The following is a 17,655-nucleotide window of genomic DNA, read 5'->3' on the forward strand; positions in this document are numbered from 1 at the left end:
GGGGCCGGTCAGGAAGGAAAAAGGGGATGGAGAACGCAAAAGCAGAGTCGGGCATGGTGCACCGTGCTCCGTCAGACACCTTGGCCTGACAACAGTTCCAGCATGCCGGCTTCGTCCAGCACGGGCACGCCCAGTTCCTGGGCCTTGACCAGCTTGCTGCCGGCTTCTTCGCCCGCCACCACGTAACTGGTCTTCTTACTGACGGAGCCGGCCACCTTGGCGCCTGCGGCTTCGAGCATGTCCTTGGCCGCGTCGCGGCTGAGCGTCGGCAAGGTACCGGTCAGCACCACCGTCTTGCCCGCCAGGATCTGCGGGGCACGCTCGGCCACCGGGCCTTCGGGCCAGGTCACGCCGCAGGCACGCAGCTGCTCGACCACTTCGCGGTTGTGCGGCTGTTCAAAGAAGGTGCGGATGGCCTTGGCCACGATGGGGCCCACGTCGTTGACGGCCAGCAGCTGCTCTTCCGTCGCATCCATGATGGCGTCAAGCACTCCGAAATGCCGCGCCAGGTCCTTGGCTGTGGCCTCGCCCACGTGGCGGATGCCCAGGGCAAACAAGAAGCGCGGCAGCGTGGTCTGTTTGGACTTTTCGAGCGCCGCCAGCACGTTCTGGGCCGATTTCTCGGCCATGCGCTCCAGCGCAATGAGCGAGGTCAGGCCCAGCCGGTACAGGTCGGGCAGTGTGCGGATCACGTTGGCGTCCACCAACTGGTCCACCAGCTTGTCGCCGAGGCCCTCGATGTCCATGGCGCGGCGCGCGGCAAAGTGCAGGATCGCCTCCTTGCGCTGCGCGGCGCAGAACAGGCCGCCGGTGCAGCGGTGGTTGGCCTCGCCCTTTTCGCGCACCACGGCGCTGCCGCATACGGGGCAGGCTGTGGGCATGCGGAAGTTGGGCACATACCTCGAACGCTGCCCTGGCATGACACCCACGACCTCGGGAATCACGTCCCCCGCACGGCGCACGATGACGGTGTCACCCACGCGCACACCCTTCTTGCGGATCTCGAACAGGTTGTGCAGCGTGGCATTGGTCACGGTGACCCCACCCACAAACACCGGCGCCAAGCGTGCCACAGGCGTGATCTTGCCGGTGCGCCCCACCTGCACGTCGATGCCTTCGATCTTGGTGGCCATCTCCTGCGCCGGGTACTTGTGCGCCACGGCCCAGCGCGGTTCGCGGGTCTTGAAGCCCAAGTCACGCTGCAGCTGCAACGAGTTGACCTTGTAAACCACACCGTCGATGTCGTACGGCAGCGCATCGCGGCTGGCACCCACCTGCTGGTGAAACGCTACCAATTCAGTAGCACCCACCGCAATCTGTACCTGCGCTGCCACCGGAAATCCCCAGGATTTCAGCTTCTGCAGCATCTCGTAGTGCGTGCGGAACACCGGCCCACCTTCGGCAGGCGGCGTGATCGCGCCCAGACCATAGGCAAAAAAGCTCAGGGGCCGCTGGGCGGTGATGTTGGAGTCGAGCTGGCGCACTGCGCCAGCGGCGGCATTGCGCGGGTTCACAAAGGTCTTGCCGCCCTGCTCCCGCTGACGCTCGTTGAGTGCGTCGAAGTCGGCACGGCGCATGTAGACCTCGCCACGCACTTCGAGCACAGAAGGCACGCCGTCGGGCAAGGTCAGCGGGATCTGGCGGATCGTGCGGATGTTGTGCGTCACGTCCTCGCCCACCTCGCCATCGCCCCGCGTGGCAGCCTGCGCCAGGCGGCCGTTTTCGTAGCGCAGGCTCATGGCCAGGCCGTCGAACTTGGGCTCGGCCACGTATTCGATGGCAGGGTCGGCATCGGTCAGGCCCAGTTCGCGCCGCACGCGGGCATCAAACGCCTGGGCGCCCGTCGCTTCGGTGTCGGTTTCGGTGTGGATGCTGAGCATGGGCACCGTGTGGCGCACGGGGGCCAGGCCCTCCATCACCGCGCCAATCACGCGCTGCGTGGGCGAATCGGGGGTGACAAGGTCGGGGTGCGCGGCTTCCAGCGCCTGCAGCTCGCGGAACACGCGGTCGTATTCGGCGTCGGGCACGGTGGGCTCGTCCAGCACGTAGTACTGGTGGGCCCACTGGTTGAGCTGGTCGCGCAGCGCTTTGATTTTGATAGCTGTCTGCGCTTGATCCACGGGCGCTGAGGCCGAAAAAAGGTCGAAATTCTCGGTCATTTCAGTGATCGACCCCGCTGTGCACCGTATGCGGCCTATACGACTGGCGCAGTCCATGCCAGGGACACCGAGCCAGGGCCGCCCCGCAGCGAAGGTGTCGTCCCCCTTGAGGGGGAAGACGCCGAAGGCGGCTCAGGGGGTGCTTCATATCTTTAGCTGAACAGGCGCCGCGCCAACACCGACCCCGCCGACAGATCGCGTCCATCGAGCTGGTCATACAGCAGCTCCAGGTCGGCAGCGATCGGGTCCATGGCCATGGCGGGCAGCGGCGTGCCGTTCTGGTCGCACAGCACGCCATCCATGGCCTGGCACAGGGCGGCGGCCACGTCGCGCAGGCGGGCGAAGGGCTGCTCGGTGCGGTGGACCTGGGCGACGTCCAGGCTCAGCGTGATGTCGCGGATGGCGGACTGGTCGGGGTCGTCGGCCAGAGCAGCCTGGGTGTCGTAGCCCAGCGTGAGTAGCGGCGGCAGACCCTGGGTGCTGGCGGGCAGCACCAGGCGGCCGGGCATGGCACCGGGCACAAAGCCCAGGCGGGCGGCGTTCTGCTGCACGTAGCCCGGGCTCCAGGCAGCCTGGCGGGCGCGCAGCATGAACATGAGCTGGGCGTCGTGGTCGCTGGCGAACTGGTCCAGCTCGCGAGCACGGGCCACTTCCTGCAGCATGTCGGGGAAGTCGGGGGCAGCGTTAATGGCGTCAGCAAAGGCCTGGGCCTTGACCACGAACTCGGAAAACTCGATCTCGTTGAGCGCGCCCATGCGGTTGGCCAATTGCACGCCCGCCTGGAAGGACTGGTAGCGCTGACCGGGGGCCGGGGTTTCCCACTGCTGGGTGGCTTCGTTCAGGCCTTCGATGGCAAAGGGCTTGCTGCCTGCGCGGCGGGTGGGCGGCAATGCGGCCAGCGCCGCGTCGCCGGACACCACATGCTCGGGCTGTAGCGAGGCGATCACATCGATGAGCGGGTCCAGCCCCGGGCGGCGCTCGGGCGAAAACGGCGGCACGGGCAGTTGCAGGGCTTCGCCCGCGTCCACGGTGTGTTCCGACGGCTCCGGTCCTCGGTCCAGGCCGTGGAACTCGCCGGGGGGCATCGCACCGGCCGCGCCTGCATCAAAGCCGGGCTCTTGGCGCAATGCGGGTTCTGCCGCATGTTCACTGTCTTGGGGCAAGGCGCGCTTGGGCGCGTTGCGGCGCGAGGTCCAGGTGTTGTAGGCCACGATCAGGGCCAGCACCAGGCCACCGATGATGGCCAGACTCAGTTGCAATGTGCTCATGTTTGAATGAATGGGTTCAAGCGTCCACCATCGACAAAGCGGACTCCATGTCCACCGCCACGATGCGCGACACGCCCTGCTCCTGCATGGTCACGCCGATCAGTTGCTCGGCCATTTCCATCGCGATCTTGTTGTGGCTGATGAACAAAAACTGCGTGCCCTTGCTCATGCTGGACACCAGCTTGGCATAACGTTCGGTGTTGGCGTCGTCCAGCGGCGCGTCCACCTCGTCCAGCAGACAGAACGGCGCGGGGTTGAGCTGGAAGATGGCAAACACCAGCGCAATGGCGGTGAGGGCCTTCTCGCCACCCGACAGCAGGTGGATGGTCTGGTTCTTCTTGCCGGGCGGCTGCGCCATCACCTGCACGCCCGAATCCAGAATTTCGTCCCCGGTGATGATGAGCTTGGCCTGGCCGCCGCCGAACAGCTCGGGGAACATGCGGCCAAAGTGCGCGTTCACGGTGTCAAAGGTGCCCGAGAGCAGCTGGCGCGTTTCGCCGTCGATCTTGCGGATCGCGTCCTCGAGCGTGTTCATGGCCTCGGTCAGGTCAGCGGTCTGCGCGTCGAGGAACACCTTGCGCTCGCTGGCCAGCTTGAGCTCATCCAGCGCGGCCAGGTTGACCGCGCCCAGGGCCGTGATCTCGCGGTGCAGGCGGTCGATTTCGCTTTGCAGACCGCCGATGCGCACATTGCCTTCCTCGATGGAGCGGGCCACGGCCTCCAGGTCGGCCTGGGCGTCTTGCAGCAAGGTGGTGTACTGCTCCAGGCCCAGGCGCGCGGCCTGTTCCTTGAGCTGGAACTCGGTGATGCGCTGGCGCAGCGGGTCGAGGGCGCGCTCCAGCTGCATGCGGCGTTCGTCGCTGGCGCGCAGCTTGGTGGTCAGGTCGTCGTATTCGCTGCGCTGGGCGGCCAGGGCTTTCTCGCGCTCCATCTTGAGCTCCAGCGCGGCCTGCAGGCCGCCCTGCGCGGCGGCGTCGGACAGGCGGGCGAGTTCATCGCGCGCACGCTGCTCTTCGTCGGCCAGGGCCTTGGCCTGCTGGGTGGCGGTTTCGATGGAGCGGTTCAATTCAGCGCGGCGCGCCTCCAGGCTGCGCTGCGAGAACGTGGCCTCTTGCGCCTGACGCTCCAGCGTGCGCTGCTGTTCACGGCAGGCGGCCAGCTTGCGCTCCGCCTCGATGACCTTGTCGCCCAACTGGGCCTCGCGCTCCTGGCTGTCGGCCAGTTGCATGTCCAGCTCTTCAAAGCGCGCCTCGGCGGCCACACGGCGCTCCTGCAGGTCGGCCAGCTGGGCCTCGACCTCAGCCAGGTCGCCGTCGATCTGTGCGCTGCGGGCGCGGGTCTGCTCGGCCAGTTGCGTCAGGCGCAGGGTCTCCACCTGCAGCTCGTGCGCACGGCTCTGGGCCTCGGTCGCTTCGCGGCGGGCGGACACCAGGCGCTGCGAGGCATCGGCATAGGCGGCCTCGGCGCGGACCAGGGCGGTGCGCGATTCTTCGGCGATCAGGGCCTGCGCGCGCAGTTCCTTTTCAAGGTGTTCGATCTCTTGCGCGCGGGCCAACATGCCGGACTGCTCGGAGTCCTGCGCATAAAAGCTCACGCTGTGGGCGCTGACGGCATGGCCCGTGGGCACAAACACCGTCTCCCCAGGTTGCAACTGGCTGCGGCGGGCCAGGGCTTCGTCCAGCGTGGGGGCCGTATAGCAGCCCTGCAGCCAGTCGGTGAGCACGGCACGCAGGCCCGCGTCATTCAGGCGCAGCAGATCGGACAGGCGCTGGTGCTGGGACGGCGCCTCGGGCTGGCCGGCCGCAGGCGCGCTGTAAAAGGCCAGGCGCGCCGGGGGCGCATCGTTGCCGCCGGAGCCCAGAAAACCGCGCACCATGTCCAGGCGGCCCACTTCCAGCGCGGCCAGACGCTCGCGCAGGGCGGCTTCGAGCGCGTTTTCCCAGCCGGGCTCGATGTGGATGCGGCTCCACAGGCCTTGCAGGCCATCGAGGCCGTGTTTGGCGAGCCAGGGGCGCAGCTTGCCGTCGGTCTTGACCTTTTCCTGCAGGGCCTTCAGGGCCTCCATGCGGGCCGACAGCTCGGCCTGGCGCGCGCTTTCGGCGTTCACCGCCTGCTGGCGGGCGCGGCGGTCTTCGTCCAGCTGGGGCACGGACTCCTGCAGTTCATACAACCGTGCCTCGGTGGTTTCGGCAATCTCCTGCGCTTCTTCGAGTTGCTCGCGCAGGTTGTTCAGGCGGGCTTCATCGGGCGCGGCCAGCGCGTTGCGGTCGGTACGCAGGCGTTCAAAGCGGGCGTCCAGCTGGCGGCTTTGCTCGTCAAAGCTGCGCTGCTCGGCGGCCAACACGCCAATCTGCTGCTGCACCTGCACGACGCTACTGCGCTGCTCGGCCGTGCGGGCCTGGGCCTGGCGCAGGGCTTCTTCCAGGTCGGGCAGCTGCATGGCCTGCTCTTCGACCTGGGCGGCGAGCAGTTCGGCGCGCTCTTCGGCGTCCACACCGGCACCGGCCAGGTTTTCCAGCTCCACATCGGCGTCTTCCTTGCGGGCCTGCCACTGGGCGATCTGCTCGGCCAGCTGCACCAAGCGCTGCTCCACGCGCTGGCGGCCTTCGACCACGTAGCGGATCTCGGCTTCGAGCTTGCCGACTTCGGCCGTGGCTTCGTAGAGCTTGCCCTGGGCCTGGTTGACCTGGTCGCCTGCAGCGTAGTGGGCCTGGCGGATGGTTTCGAGGTCCGACTCCACGGCGCGCAGGTCGGCCATGCGCGATTCGAGGTCGTTCACGGCCTGCAGGCCATCGAGGCGCACCTTGTTCTGCTGCTCTTCGGCCTCGGCCCGCTTCAAAAACCACAGCTGATGCTGCTTGAGCGTCGCGTCTGCATGCAGGGTGTTGTACTTGGCGGCCACCTCGGCCTGCTTTTCGAGCTTTTCGAGGTTGGCGTTCAGCTCGCGCAAGATGTCTTCGACCCGCGTGAGGTTCTCGCGCGTATCCGACAGGCGGTTTTCGGTCTCGCGACGGCGCTCTTTGTATTTGGAGACGCCCGCCGCTTCCTCCAGGAACAGCCGCAGTTCCTCGGGGCGCGATTCGATGATGCGGCTGATGGTGCCCTGGCCGATGATGGCGTAGGCGCGGGGCCCGAGGCCCGTGCCCAGGAACACGTCCTGCACGTCGCGGCGGCGCACAGGCTGGTTGTTCAGAAAGTAGCTGCTGGTGCCATCGCGGGTGAGCACGCGGCGCACCGCGATTTCGCCAAACTGGCCCCACTGGCCGCCCGCGCGGTGGTCGGAGTTGTCGAACACCAGCTCCACACTGGCGCGGCTGGCCTGCTTGCGGGTGGTGGTGCCGCTGAAGATCACGTCCTGCATGCTCTCGCCGCGCAGCTCGCTGGCCTTGCTCTCGCCCAGCACCCAGCGCACCGCGTCCATGATGTTGGACTTGCCGCAGCCGTTAGGCCCCACCACGCCGACCAGTTGCCCGGGCAGCATGAAATTGGTGGGTTCAGCGAACGACTTGAAGCCGGAGAGCTTGATCGAGGTAAGACGCACGGATCAGATGGCGGGTAGATGCAGAAGAGACGCGGCGGTCAACCAGGGCGCCGGTGCGCAGTCCCGGCGTACAACACACCGGCAGGGCCGGGTATGGGCAAGGCCGGAATGATACCGCGCCGCCTGCCCGGCCCCGGAGCGCAAGGGCCGCCAGGGGTGCCCGCAGGCCGGCTGGCACCAAAAATCCAGCCAAATCGGCCTGATGCGCTAGTGCAATATGGCTTTCTTGCTATTGATTTTGATAGCCAAAGGCGACGATCATCAAGGCAGCACACACACCTGGTTACGCCCGCCCAACTTGGCCTTGAACAGAGCCTCGTCCGCGCGGGTCACTGCCTGGGGCAGGTGCTGCAGCGCGGAGATCTCGCACGCGCCAATGGACACGGTGAGCTGCTCGGGCTCGGTGATGCCCTCCACCGCGCGGCGCAGCTTTTCGGCCACCTTCAGCGCGTCGGGCAGTGCGGTCTGGGGCAGGCAGACCAGAAACTCCTCGCCGCCCCAGCGAATGATCTCGTCGCCGCGCCGCAGGGCATCGGTCAGCACCCGGGCCACTGCCTGCAGGGCCTTGTCGCCCGCATCGTGGCCAAAGCGGTCGTTGATGCTCTTGAACCGGTCCAGGTCCATGAGCAGGATGGACGAAGCGGGCTCAAACAAGGAGGCCCGGTACACACGCCGGTCGATCAGGTCCACCGCGTGGCGGTTCAGCAGCCCGGTCAGCGCATCGTGGTAAGCGGCGCGCTGCAGCTCCTGGCGCTCGGCGGCCACGGTCATGAGCGAGCCGAACAGTTCAGCCAGCCCCGCAAACAGGCTCTCGCCAACCTCGTCAAAGTAGCCATCGCGGTCGGCGTACAGCACAAAGATGCCGCTGTAGCCATTGAAGGTGGAGGCAATGGGCAAGGCCAGCACGTGATGGATACCGTGGTGGCGTGCCGCCTCGCGCCAGGGGCCAAACGGGGAAAGCTGCGACACCGTGAAAGGGCCCGCAGACTTGCCCTCCAGCGTGGTGAAGGCAGGGCCGATGCGGGTGAGCAGGTTGCGCTCGATGGTCAGCGACTCGGCATAAGCGGCCGCCGGGCCTGCGTACACCTGCGGGCGGATGGTGTGCGTGTCAGTCGGGCCGAACCAGGTCCACGCCAGGCGGATGTGACTGGTGACATCCACAATGGCCTGGCACACCCCGCGGATGATCTCCAGCTCGCTGCGCCCCAGGATCAGCTTGGCAGAGCGCTTGAGCAGCATCTCGGCAATCACCGAGCGCTCGCGCTGTGCGTCAAAGCCTTGCGGCAATGGCACGGATGCGGGAGGTGAAGGCTTTTTGAAGAACATGGAGGCGGTGGCGATCAAGCGCCCGCATCATAGGTCGCGCAGCCAGCCTGCGAATGCAAAGGGTCTACGGCGTCGCGTTGCCACCCGCCCCCCTTCCATGGCTCCGCACGCCCGGGCCCGGCGCAGGGCCCACGCCATCAATGGCCTCCATCCAGGGTGCCAGCCAGTGCACCGTTCGTGCGGCGGACCAGTGCCTCGAACTCGGCCACGGCCACGGGCGGGCTAAGCAAAAAGCCCTGCCAGGCGTGGCAGTGGTGGCGCTCCAGAAACTCGCGCTGTGCCTCGGTTTCCACGCCCTCCGCGATCACGCGCAGGCCCAGGCTGGTGCCCAGGGCCACCACCGTGCGTGCAATGGCGGCGTCATTGGGGTCGGTGAGCACGTCGCGCACAAAGCTCTGGTCGATCTTGAGCTGGTCCAGCGGCAGGCGCTTGAGGTAACTGAGCGATGAATAACCGGTGCCAAAGTCGTCCAGCGAAAAGCCCACGCCGTAGCCCCGTAGCTGGCCCATCTTGTCGATGGTGTCTTCCACGTCCTGCAGCAGCAGGCCTTCGGTCATCTCCAGCTTGAGCTGGTGGCCGTCGGCCCCGGCCACCGCCAGTGCGGCAAGCACTTGCGCCACAAAACCGGTCTGGTGGAACTGCCGGGGACTCACGTTGACCGCCAGGCTCAGCGTGGCCAGGTCGGGCTGCTGGGCCCACGCGGCCAGGCGGCGGCAGGCCGCCTGCAGCACCCATTCGCCCAGCGGCAGGATCAGGCCGGTTTCTTCGGCCAGCGGGATGAAATGCGCGGGCGAGATGAAGCCGTCGCGCGGGTGCCGCCAGCGCAGCAGGGCCTCGGCGCCGATGATGCGGCCGTGGTCGATCTGGGGCTGGTAGTACAGCTCGAACTGGCCCTGGGCCAGGCCCACGCGCATGTCCAGCTCTAGCGTAGCGCGGGCGCTGACCACGGCCTGCATCTGGGGGTCATAAAAGCGCAAGGTGTCGCGCCCCGCATTCTTGGCCTGATACAGCGCCAGGTCAGCGCGCTTGAGGAGTTCATCCACCGTCTCGCGTGTGCCGCTGTAAATGGTGACGCCCATGCTCAGCGAGCTGTGGTGCGCGTCGCCGTCGATCTGGTACGGCTCGCGCAGCACGCCCAAGATGCGCTGGCCCACGTCTTCGGCGCGTGCAGCGGCCTCTTCAGGGCTGTCGCCCAGGTCTTCCAGCACCACCACAAATTCGTCGCCGCCCTGGCGGGCCACGGTGTCGTCCTCGTGCACACAACTGCGCAGCCGGTGCGCCACCTGCAGCAGCAAGGCATCGCCCCGGTCGTGGCCCCGGGTTTCGTTCACTGTCTTGAAGTTGTCCAGGTCCAGCATCAGCAAGGCGCCGCTGCGCTGGTGGCGCGCACTGGTGGCCAGCGCCTGCTGCAGACGGTCCATCAGCAGACGGCGGTTGGGCAGGCGGGTGAGCGGGTCGTAGTAGGCCAGCTGGTTGATCTCTTCCTCGGCCGCCTTGCGCTCGCTCAGGTCCTGCATGGTGATCAGGCGCCCGCCTTCCACAAAGATGCCGGAGATCTCCACCGGCTTGTATTTGCCGTCAGCGCAGCGAATGGTGTATTCGGCCAGCGGGATGATGCCCTGGTGCAAGGTATCCAGCTGCCGCTGGCGGATGGCCTCCCGCTCGGTAGCGTCGGGGTAGGCGCGCTGCCACCAGGTGTTGGTGTCGGGCACTTCCTCCTGCGTGTAGCCACAGATCTGCACATAGCGCGCGTTGCGAAAACTGATCAGACCGTCGTCCTGCACCAGGCACAGGCCCATGGGCAGGCGCTCCAGGATGCCGCGCAGGCGTTGTTCGTTGGCGCGCAGGTTTTCTTCCATGCGCTTGCGGGCTGTGATGTCCTGCACCACGGCAATGTGGTAGCCCGGCGCCGAGCCCGAGGCCCACATCGACGACACGGTGAGGTCGCCCCAGACCTCGTGCCCGTCCTTGTGGATGTAGCGCTTTTCCAGCCGGTACTCGGGGACATCGCCGCTCTGCAACCGCCGGACATGGGCCAGATCCGCCGCCAAGTCGTCGGTGTGGGTAAGGCTCTGAAAGGTCATGCCCACCAGCTCCTGGGGGGTGTAGCCCAGGATGTCGGCGTAGCGCTGGTTGGCACGCACGAACTGGCCCGTGGCCGAGTCCACCTGCGCGACCCCCACGGTGGTCTGGTTGAAGAGTGCCCGAAACCGTTCCTCGCTCTCGCGCCGCGCCTCGTCGGACAGCTGTGCACGCACGAGCGCCAGCGTGCGCTGGCGCACCAGCAAGGCCACGGTGGACGCCAGCAGCAGCGACACCAGCGCGGCAGCCAGCCCGGCCAGCCATGGCAGGCTGGTCTCAGACGGTGTAAGGAACGAGCGGGTGGGGTAGAAGGTGAGCTGCCAGCGCCGGTCGTGCACCGCCAGCACGCGCACCAGGGGCCGGGCCCCAGGCAGGCCTGGGGCGGTCTGCTCCAGCAAGGGTCGCACGGCGTTGTCACCGGAGTTGGCGCGCACGGGCCCCAGGTCGTCCATGGCAACGGCGATCCCGTTCAAATACCCTTGGCTGCCCAGCCCTTGCACCAGGTCATAGACCCGCAGCGTGGAGGCCACCGCACCCACAAAACGCTGCTCGGCCGTGCCAGCCGTGGGGTCGAACACCGGCACGCGGATGACGATGCCCGCGCGGTGCGAGGATTCCTGCAGCAGGTCGAACGGGGCGGACACCACGGTCTGCCCACTGTCGCGGCTGTAGCGCATCGCCGCCAAGTTGGTGGGCTGTGCGCTGATGTCCAGCCCCAGCACCCCCTCGTTGCCAAACATCGGCCAGAGGTACTCGGCCACAAAGTATTCGGGCCGCTCACCGGGGGGGTGGATCTTGAATTGGGGCAAGCCTTCGGGGGACAGCGAGGTGTCGGCCCGCACCCGGGCCTCGTAGGCCTCGCGCTCGGGCCCGGGCACCCAGCGTGTGAAGGACAGGTTGCGCACGCCGGGGTACCGCTGGCCCACCTCCATCTCGCTGGCGGCCCGTTCAAAGTCCAGGCGCGACAGGCGCGGGTTGGCGGTGAAAAGGCCCCGCAGCCCATTGACCACCTCGGTATGGCCTGCGATGCGCTGGCTCAGTGCGTCGGAGAACGCCCTGGTTTCCTGTGTGAAGCGGGCCTCCTCAATCTGGGCCATCGACGCAGCCTGGTGCTGCGCCAGCCACAAACTGAGCACCAGGCCCAAGGCAGCCACCCCAATGCCCGCCACCCAATGTCGATAACGGCTTTGGGGCGCCTGCGCAGCCAGCGGGGAGGGATGGAAAGAAGTCAGAGACGCACCTTTGCGTTACCAGCCCCCAATGGGGCCGGAAGCCATGCAAGTTGCGCAGGATAGCGGCAATCCAGCCCCTGTGGAGCCAACATTTGGTTACGGCGAAAAATTTAAGAAAAAAGTGCCTCCAGCGCCACAGTGGCATGCCTGACAAGCTATGAATTGATGAGCATATTTCATAGTCCACGCACCCACGGGTTTACCCGATGACTGCGCCCGTGGCCACCGGGTACGGCGCAAACCGGCTGCGGTTTTCGTTCACATCCAGCGCCCGCCCGATGGGCGGAAACGCGCGCTGCGGGCAGGCGTCGCGCTCGCACACCTTGCAGCCCATGCCGATCGGTACGGCGGCTTCAGGGCGTGCCAAGTCGAGCCCGCGCGAGTACACCAGCTGCGGCGCGTGGCGGATGTCGCAGCCCAGCGCCACCGAGAACTCCTTGCCCGGCACGCCCCACCCGCCCCCGCTGCGCGACACGGTGCGCGCCACCCACAGGTAAGCCCGCCCATCCGGCATGCGCGCCACCTGCGGCACGATGCGCCCGGGCTGGGCAAAGGCCTCGTACACGTTCCACAGCGGGCAGGTGCCGCCGATCTTGCTGAAGTGGAAATGTGTGGCCGACTGCCGCTTGCTGATGTTGCCCGCGCGGTCCACGCGGATGAAGAAGAAGGGCACACCCCGCGCACTGGGCCGCTGCAGGGTGGACAGGCGGTGGCACACGGTCTCGAAACCCACGCCAAACTGCTGGCCCAGCCGGTCGATGTCGTAGTGGTGCCCCTCGGCCGCCCGCAAAAAGGCGGTGTAGGGCAATACCAGCGCCCCCGCAAAGTAGTTGGCCAAGCCGATGCGCGCCAGTGCCCGAGCCTGGTCGCTGGACAAACCGGCGCCAGCGGCCAGGCGTTGCAGCTCGGCGCCCTGCTCCAGAAACGCCAGCTGCGTTGCCATCTGAAACGCCCGCTGCCCCCGCTCCAGCCCCGCCGCCAGCTGCAGCACGCCGGTTTCAGACTGGAACACGCGCTGCGCCTGCCCCGGCAGGTCGGCCACATCCACCACCCGCACGCCATGGGCGGCCAGCAGGCGCTGGGCCAGCGCCTCGTCCGCGCGGCCGGGCAGCAGGCCCCAGTCGGCAGCGCACTGCTCGGCGGCGTCGTCCAGCTCGGCAATGTGGTTCTGGCGCGCGAAGAAGAAGTCGCGCACTTCTTCATAGGCCATGGGCGGGTGGTGGGCCGTAGCGCCCTCGCCGCCCCGGTCGTTGCCCAGGGCGGCCAGGCGTTCGAGCGCCTGGCGGTGCCGCTGGTGCAGCGCGAGCAGCGTGCGCGCCACGGCGGGCATGCCGGCGGCCAGCTCGCGGATTTCGGCGAGCGACACAGCATCGCCAGCGCACTCGCCGCCCACACCCGCAGGCAGGTCGGCCAGCACCTCGCGCAGGCCGGTGATGAGGCGCGCCTCATCGTCATCGGAGAACCGCTGCACATCCACGCCGAACACGGCGTTGATCTTGAGCAGCACCGGCACGGTGAGCGGGCGCTGGTTCTGCTCCAGCTGGTTCAGGTAGCTGGCCGACAGATCCAGCGCACGCGCCAGCGCCACCTGGGTCATGCCGCGTTCTTCGCGCAGGCGGCGCAGGCGCACGCCCATGAAGGTTTTTTTCATCGTTTCTTTCGCTCTCCGGCCGCGCCATTCGTTCGCAAAACCAATCTGCAAATAATTCGCAAATTTTGCAAATCACAGGCACTACCTTCGCAATCATTCGCCAATTCAGCCCTTACAGAGGGGTGCCATTGTGCGTAAATTGCGAAGCATGACAACCCCTCAAGGCACCGTCGAACTGACGGAAATCGTCTTCCCCACCGAAGCCAACCACTACGGTACGCTGTTTGGCGGCAACGCCCTGCAACTCATGGCCAAGGCGGCGTTTCTGGCGGCGCGCAGTGCCGCAGCGCGCGACGTGGTGATGGCGGGCGTGACCGATGTGCGTTTTCTGGCCCCGGTGCCTGTGGGCCATGTGCTCACGCTGCGCGCCTGGGTCAGCCGCGTGGGCCGCAGCTCGCTCACCGTGTGCGTGAACGGCCTGGCCGCCACGCTGGGCTCGCCACCGGAGGCCGTGCTGCAAGGGGTTTTCGACATGGTGGCCGTGGACGCCAAAGGCCGACCCACGCCCATCGCCAACGCCTATCTGAACCCGGAGGAGACCCCATGAACACCCCCACCACCGTTGAAACCCCGGGCTTCAAGCCCAAGAAATCCGTGGCCCTGTCGGGCGTGACGGCGGGCAACACCGCCCTGTGCACCGTGGGCCGCACGGGCAACGACCTGCACTACCGGGGCTACGACATCCTGGACATTGCCGAGGTCTGCGAGTTTGAAGAAATCGCCCACCTACTGGTGCACGGCAAGCTGCCCACACGTGCCGAGCTGCGTGCCTACAAGGCCAAGCTCAAGGCCTTGCGCGGCCTGCCTCTGTCGGTGAAGCAGGCGCTGGAGCAACTGCCCGCCGCCAGCCACCCCATGGACGTGATGCGCACGGGGGTCTCGGCCCTGGGCTGCGCGCTGCCAGAAAAGGACGACCACAACCTGCCCGGTGCGCGTGACATCGCCGACCGGTTGATGGCATCGCTGGGCTCCATGCTGCTCTACTGGTACCACTGGGCCAGCTCGGGCCGCCGCATCGAGGTGGAAACGGATGACGACTCCATCGGTGCGCACTTTTTGCACCTGCTGCATGGCACAGCACCCAGCGCGGCCTGGGAGCGCGCCATGCACACCTCGCTCAACCTGTATGCCGAGCACGAGTTCAATGCCTCCACCTTCACCGCCCGCGTGGTGGCAGGCACGGGCAGCGACATGTACTCGGCCATCACCGGCGCCATCGGCGCGCTGCGCGGCCCCAAGCACGGCGGCGCCAACGAGGTGGCCTTCGAGGTCCAGAAGCGCTACGACAGCCCCGACGAGGCCGAGGCCGACATCCGCCGCCGTGTGGAGGCCAAGGAGGTCGTGATCGGCTTCGGCCACCCGGTCTACACCGTGAGCGACCCGCGCAACGTCGTCATCAAGGGCGTGGCGCGCAGCCTGTCGCACGAGGCGGGCAGCACCAAGATGTTCGACATTGCCGAGCGGCTGGAATCGGTGATGTGGGAGGTGAAAAAGATGTTTCCCAACCTCGACTGGTTCAGCGCCGTGAGCTACCACATGATGGGCGTGCCCACCGCCATGTTCACGCCGCTTTTCGTCATTGCACGCACCAGCGGCTGGGCGGCGCACATCATCGAGCAGCGCATCGACAACAAGATCATCCGGCCGAGCGCGAACTACACCGGGCCCGAAGACCTGGCGTTTGTGCCGATCCAAGACCGCAAGTAAAACAACGCCCCCAGCCCCACGCCCATGAACACCTTGTATCGCAAGCCGCTGCCCGGCACGCAGCTGGACTACTTCGACGCCCGCGCCGCTGTCGAGGCCCTGCAGCCTGGCGCCTGGGTCACCCTGCCCTACACCGCCCGCGTGCACGCCGAAAACATCGTGCGCCGCGCCGACCCGGCCACCGTCAACGACTGCCTGCGCCAGCTCATCGAGCGCAAGCGCGACCGCGACTTCCCCTGGTACCCGGCGCGCGTGGTGTGCCACGACATCCTGGGCCAGACGGCGCTGGTGGACCTGGCGGGCCTGCGCGATGCGATTGCCAAGGAGGGCGGCGACCCGGCCCAGGTGAACCCCGTGGTGCCGGTGCAGCTCATCGTGGACCATTCGCTGGCCGTGGAATGTGGCGGGTTCGACCCCGAGGCATTTACCAAGAACCGCGCCATCGAAGACCGCCGCAACGAAGACCGCTTTCACTTCATCGAGTGGACGAAAAAAGCCTTTGCCAACGTGGATGTGATCCCGGCGGGGAACGGGATCATGCACCAGATCAATCTGGAAAAAATGTCGCCCGTGGTCCATGCCGACCGGGGCGTGGCCTACCCCGACACCTGCGTAGGCACCGACAGCCACACCCCGCATGTGGATGCGCTGGGCGTGATCGCCATCGGCGTGGGCGGCCTGGAGGCCGAGAACGTGATGCTGGGCCGCGCATCGATGATGCGGCTGCCCGAGATGGTGGGCGTGGAGCTGACGGGCCAGCGCCAGGACGGAATCACCGCCACCGACGTGGTGCTGGCGCTGACCGAGTTTTTGCGCAAGGCCAAGGTGGTCGGTTCCTACCTGGAGTTCTTTGGCGAAGGCGCCGCCAAGCTCACGATTGGCGACCGCGCCACCATCTCCAACATGGCGCCGGAATATGGCGCCACGGCGGCGCTGTTCAGCATCGACCAGCAGACGCTTGACTACCTGCGGCTGACCGGCCGCGAGGCCAGCCAAGTCAAGCTGGTCGAGACCTATGCCAAAACCGCTGGCTTGTGGGCCGATGCGCTCGCGGGCGCTGTGTACGACCGCACCCTGCGCTTTGACCTGTCTACCGTGGTGCGCAGCCTGGCTGGCCCCTCCAACCCGCATGCGCGCGTGGCCACGTCTGACCTGGCAGCCCGGGGCATTGCGGGCCCCTGGGCCCTGCCGTCGCCGGGCGAAGGCACGATGCCCGATGGCGCCGTGGTCATCGCCGCCATCACCAGCTGCACCAACACCAGCAACCCGCGGAACGTGATCGCCGCCGCGCTGCTGGCGCGCAATGCCAACCGGCTGAGCCTCACGCGCAAGCCCTGGGTCAAGACCTCGCTCGCGCCCGGCTCCAAGGCGGTGGAGCTGTACCTGAAAGAAGCTGGTCTGCTGGCTGACCTGGAAGCGCTGGGCTTTGGCATCGTCGCCTTTGCCTGCACCACCTGCAACGGCATGAGCGGTGCGCTGGACCCAGCCATCCAGCAGGAGATCATCGACCGCGACCTGTACGCCACGGCAGTGCTCTCGGGCAACCGCAACTTCGACGGGCGCATCCACCCGTACGCCAAGCAGGCGTTCCTGGCCTCGCCGCCCCTGGTCGTGGCCTATGCGATTGCGGGCACGGTGCGGTTTGACATTGAAAAGGATGTGCTGGCGGTAGTGGATGGCCAGCCTATCCGGCTCAAGGACCTGTGGCCCAGCGATGAAGAAATCGACGCCGTGGTGAAGGCCGCCGTGAAACCCGCACACTACCGCGCCGTGTACGAGCCCATGTTCGCCATCCGGCACGACGATGGCCCGCGCGTGTCGCCCCAGTACGACTGGCGGCCGCAGTCCACCTACATCCGCCGCCCGCCCTATTGGGACACCGAAGGCATTGGCGCGCTGGCCGCGCACCCGCGCACGCTGCAAGGCATGCGCCCGCTGGCCATCCTGCCCGACAACATCACCACCGACCACCTCTCACCGTCCAACGCCATCCTGCAGGACAGCGCGGCGGGCGAGTACCTGGCGCGCATGGGCGTGCCGGAGGAGGATTTCAACTCCTACGCCACGCACCGGGGCGACCACCTCACCGCCCTGCGCGCCACGTTTGCCAACCCACAACTCGTCAATGAGATGGCCGTGGTCAATGGCAAGGTCCAGAAAGGCTCGCTGGCGCGCGTGGAGCCCGAAGGCCAGGTGACGCGCATGTGGGAGGCCATCGAAACCTACCTGCACCGCCGCCAGCCGCTCATCATCATCGCGGGCGCCGACTACGGCCAAGGCTCCAGCCGCGACTGGGCCGCCAAGGGCGTGCGGCTGGCGGGGGTGGAGGTGGTGGTGGCCGAAGGCTTTGAGCGCATCCACCGCACCAACCTGATCGGCATGGGGGTGCTGCCGCTGGAGTTTGGGGCGGGGGTCAACCGCACCACGCTGGGGCTGGATGGGACGGAGGTGTATGGCGTGGAGGGAGGCATCCAACCCCGTGCTGAACTCACCCTGGTCATTCGCCGCAAAAATGGCGAAGTCACCCGGGTGCCCATGACATGCCGCCTCGACACGGCCGAAGAGGTCTCCATCTACCAGGCGGGCGGCGTGCTGCAGCGCTTTGCGCAAGACTTTCTTGCCAAGAATACAGAACAAAAACAGGCTCTGGCGCAAGCCTAGTAAGCGCCATACGCTATCAAATTTGATA

Annotated in this window: 9 protein-coding genes; 3 read left to right on the forward strand and 6 right to left on the reverse strand. The window is 67.0% G+C overall.

The genetic code is table 11. The features are described 5' to 3' along the window. Window positions 1-71 precede the first annotated feature (71 nt). The 6 genes from ligA to ACODSM_RS21255 form a co-directional block, all read right to left on the reverse strand. Window positions 72-2,159, reverse strand: coding sequence for an NAD-dependent DNA ligase LigA (gene ligA / locus ACODSM_RS21230; protein ID WP_488806804.1), 2,088 nt, complete (start codon window positions 2,157-2,159; stop codon window positions 72-74). A gap of 152 nt (window positions 2,160-2,311) precedes the next feature. Further along, on the reverse strand, window positions 2,312-3,427 hold the full coding sequence (locus tag ACODSM_RS21235; protein ID WP_488806805.1) for a cell division protein FtsZ: 1,116 nt from the start codon (window positions 3,425-3,427) through the stop codon (window positions 2,312-2,314). Between the two features lie 16 nt (window positions 3,428-3,443). Next, entirely contained in the window at window positions 3,444-6,968 is a 3,525-nt protein-coding gene (smc, locus tag ACODSM_RS21240; RefSeq protein ID WP_488806806.1) for a chromosome segregation protein SMC, read from the reverse strand. Between the two features lie 261 nt (window positions 6,969-7,229). Beyond that, a complete protein-coding gene (locus ACODSM_RS21245; protein ID WP_488806807.1) occupies window positions 7,230-8,261 on the reverse strand; it encodes a GGDEF domain-containing protein in 1,032 nt (343 codons plus the stop codon). 170 nt (window positions 8,262-8,431) lie between these two features. Beyond that, the gene (locus tag ACODSM_RS21250; RefSeq protein WP_488806819.1) at window positions 8,432-11,536 is read right to left on the reverse strand and encodes a bifunctional diguanylate cyclase/phosphodiesterase; all 3,105 of its coding nucleotides are present in this window, start codon (window positions 11,534-11,536) and stop codon (window positions 8,432-8,434) included. Between the two features lie 271 nt (window positions 11,537-11,807). Further along, complete coding sequence (locus ACODSM_RS21255; protein WP_488806808.1) at window positions 11,808-13,259, reverse strand: short-chain fatty acyl-CoA regulator family protein; 1,452 nt, start codon at window positions 13,257-13,259, stop codon at window positions 11,808-11,810. 148 nt (window positions 13,260-13,407) lie between these two features. Between ACODSM_RS21255 and ACODSM_RS21260 the strand changes: the two genes are divergently transcribed. From ACODSM_RS21260 to acnD, 3 genes are read left to right on the forward strand one after another with little or no spacing between them, the layout of a single operon-like run. Continuing rightward, window positions 13,408-13,806, forward strand: coding sequence for an acyl-CoA thioesterase (locus tag ACODSM_RS21260; RefSeq protein WP_488806809.1), 399 nt, complete (start codon window positions 13,408-13,410; stop codon window positions 13,804-13,806). Beyond that, window positions 13,803-14,966, forward strand: a complete 1,164-nt coding sequence (gene prpC, locus ACODSM_RS21265; protein ID WP_488806810.1) for a bifunctional 2-methylcitrate synthase/citrate synthase — start codon at window positions 13,803-13,805, stop codon at window positions 14,964-14,966. The genes ACODSM_RS21260 and prpC overlap by 4 nt, the downstream gene beginning before the upstream one ends. A gap of 24 nt (window positions 14,967-14,990) precedes the next feature. After that, window positions 14,991-17,627 carry a Fe/S-dependent 2-methylisocitrate dehydratase AcnD gene (acnD, locus tag ACODSM_RS21270; RefSeq protein WP_488806811.1) on the forward strand — a complete coding sequence of 879 codons (2,637 nt, stop codon included), beginning with the start codon at window positions 14,991-14,993 and terminating at the stop codon, window positions 17,625-17,627. Window positions 17,628-17,655: the final 28 nt, after the last annotated feature.

The organism is Acidovorax sp. FG42 (assembly GCF_057809195.1).

Bases quoted from the DNA above. Each gene is read 5' to 3' on its own strand.
- ligA (WP_488806804.1), bottom strand. From the start codon at position 2,159: ATGACCGAGAATTTCGACCTTTTTTCGGCCTCAGCGCCCGTGGATCAA.
- ACODSM_RS21235 (WP_488806805.1), bottom strand. From the start codon at position 3,427: ATGAGCACATTGCAACTGAGTCTGGCCATCATCGGTGGCCTGGTGCTG.
- ACODSM_RS21255 (WP_488806808.1), bottom strand. From the start codon at position 13,259: ATGAAAAAAACCTTCATGGGCGTGCGCCTGCGCCGCCTGCGCGAAGAA.
- ACODSM_RS21260 (WP_488806809.1), top strand. From the start codon at position 13,408: ATGACAACCCCTCAAGGCACCGTCGAACTGACGGAAATCGTCTTCCCC.
- prpC (WP_488806810.1), top strand. From the start codon at position 13,803: ATGAACACCCCCACCACCGTTGAAACCCCGGGCTTCAAGCCCAAGAAA.
- acnD (WP_488806811.1), top strand. From the start codon at position 14,991: ATGAACACCTTGTATCGCAAGCCGCTGCCCGGCACGCAGCTGGACTAC.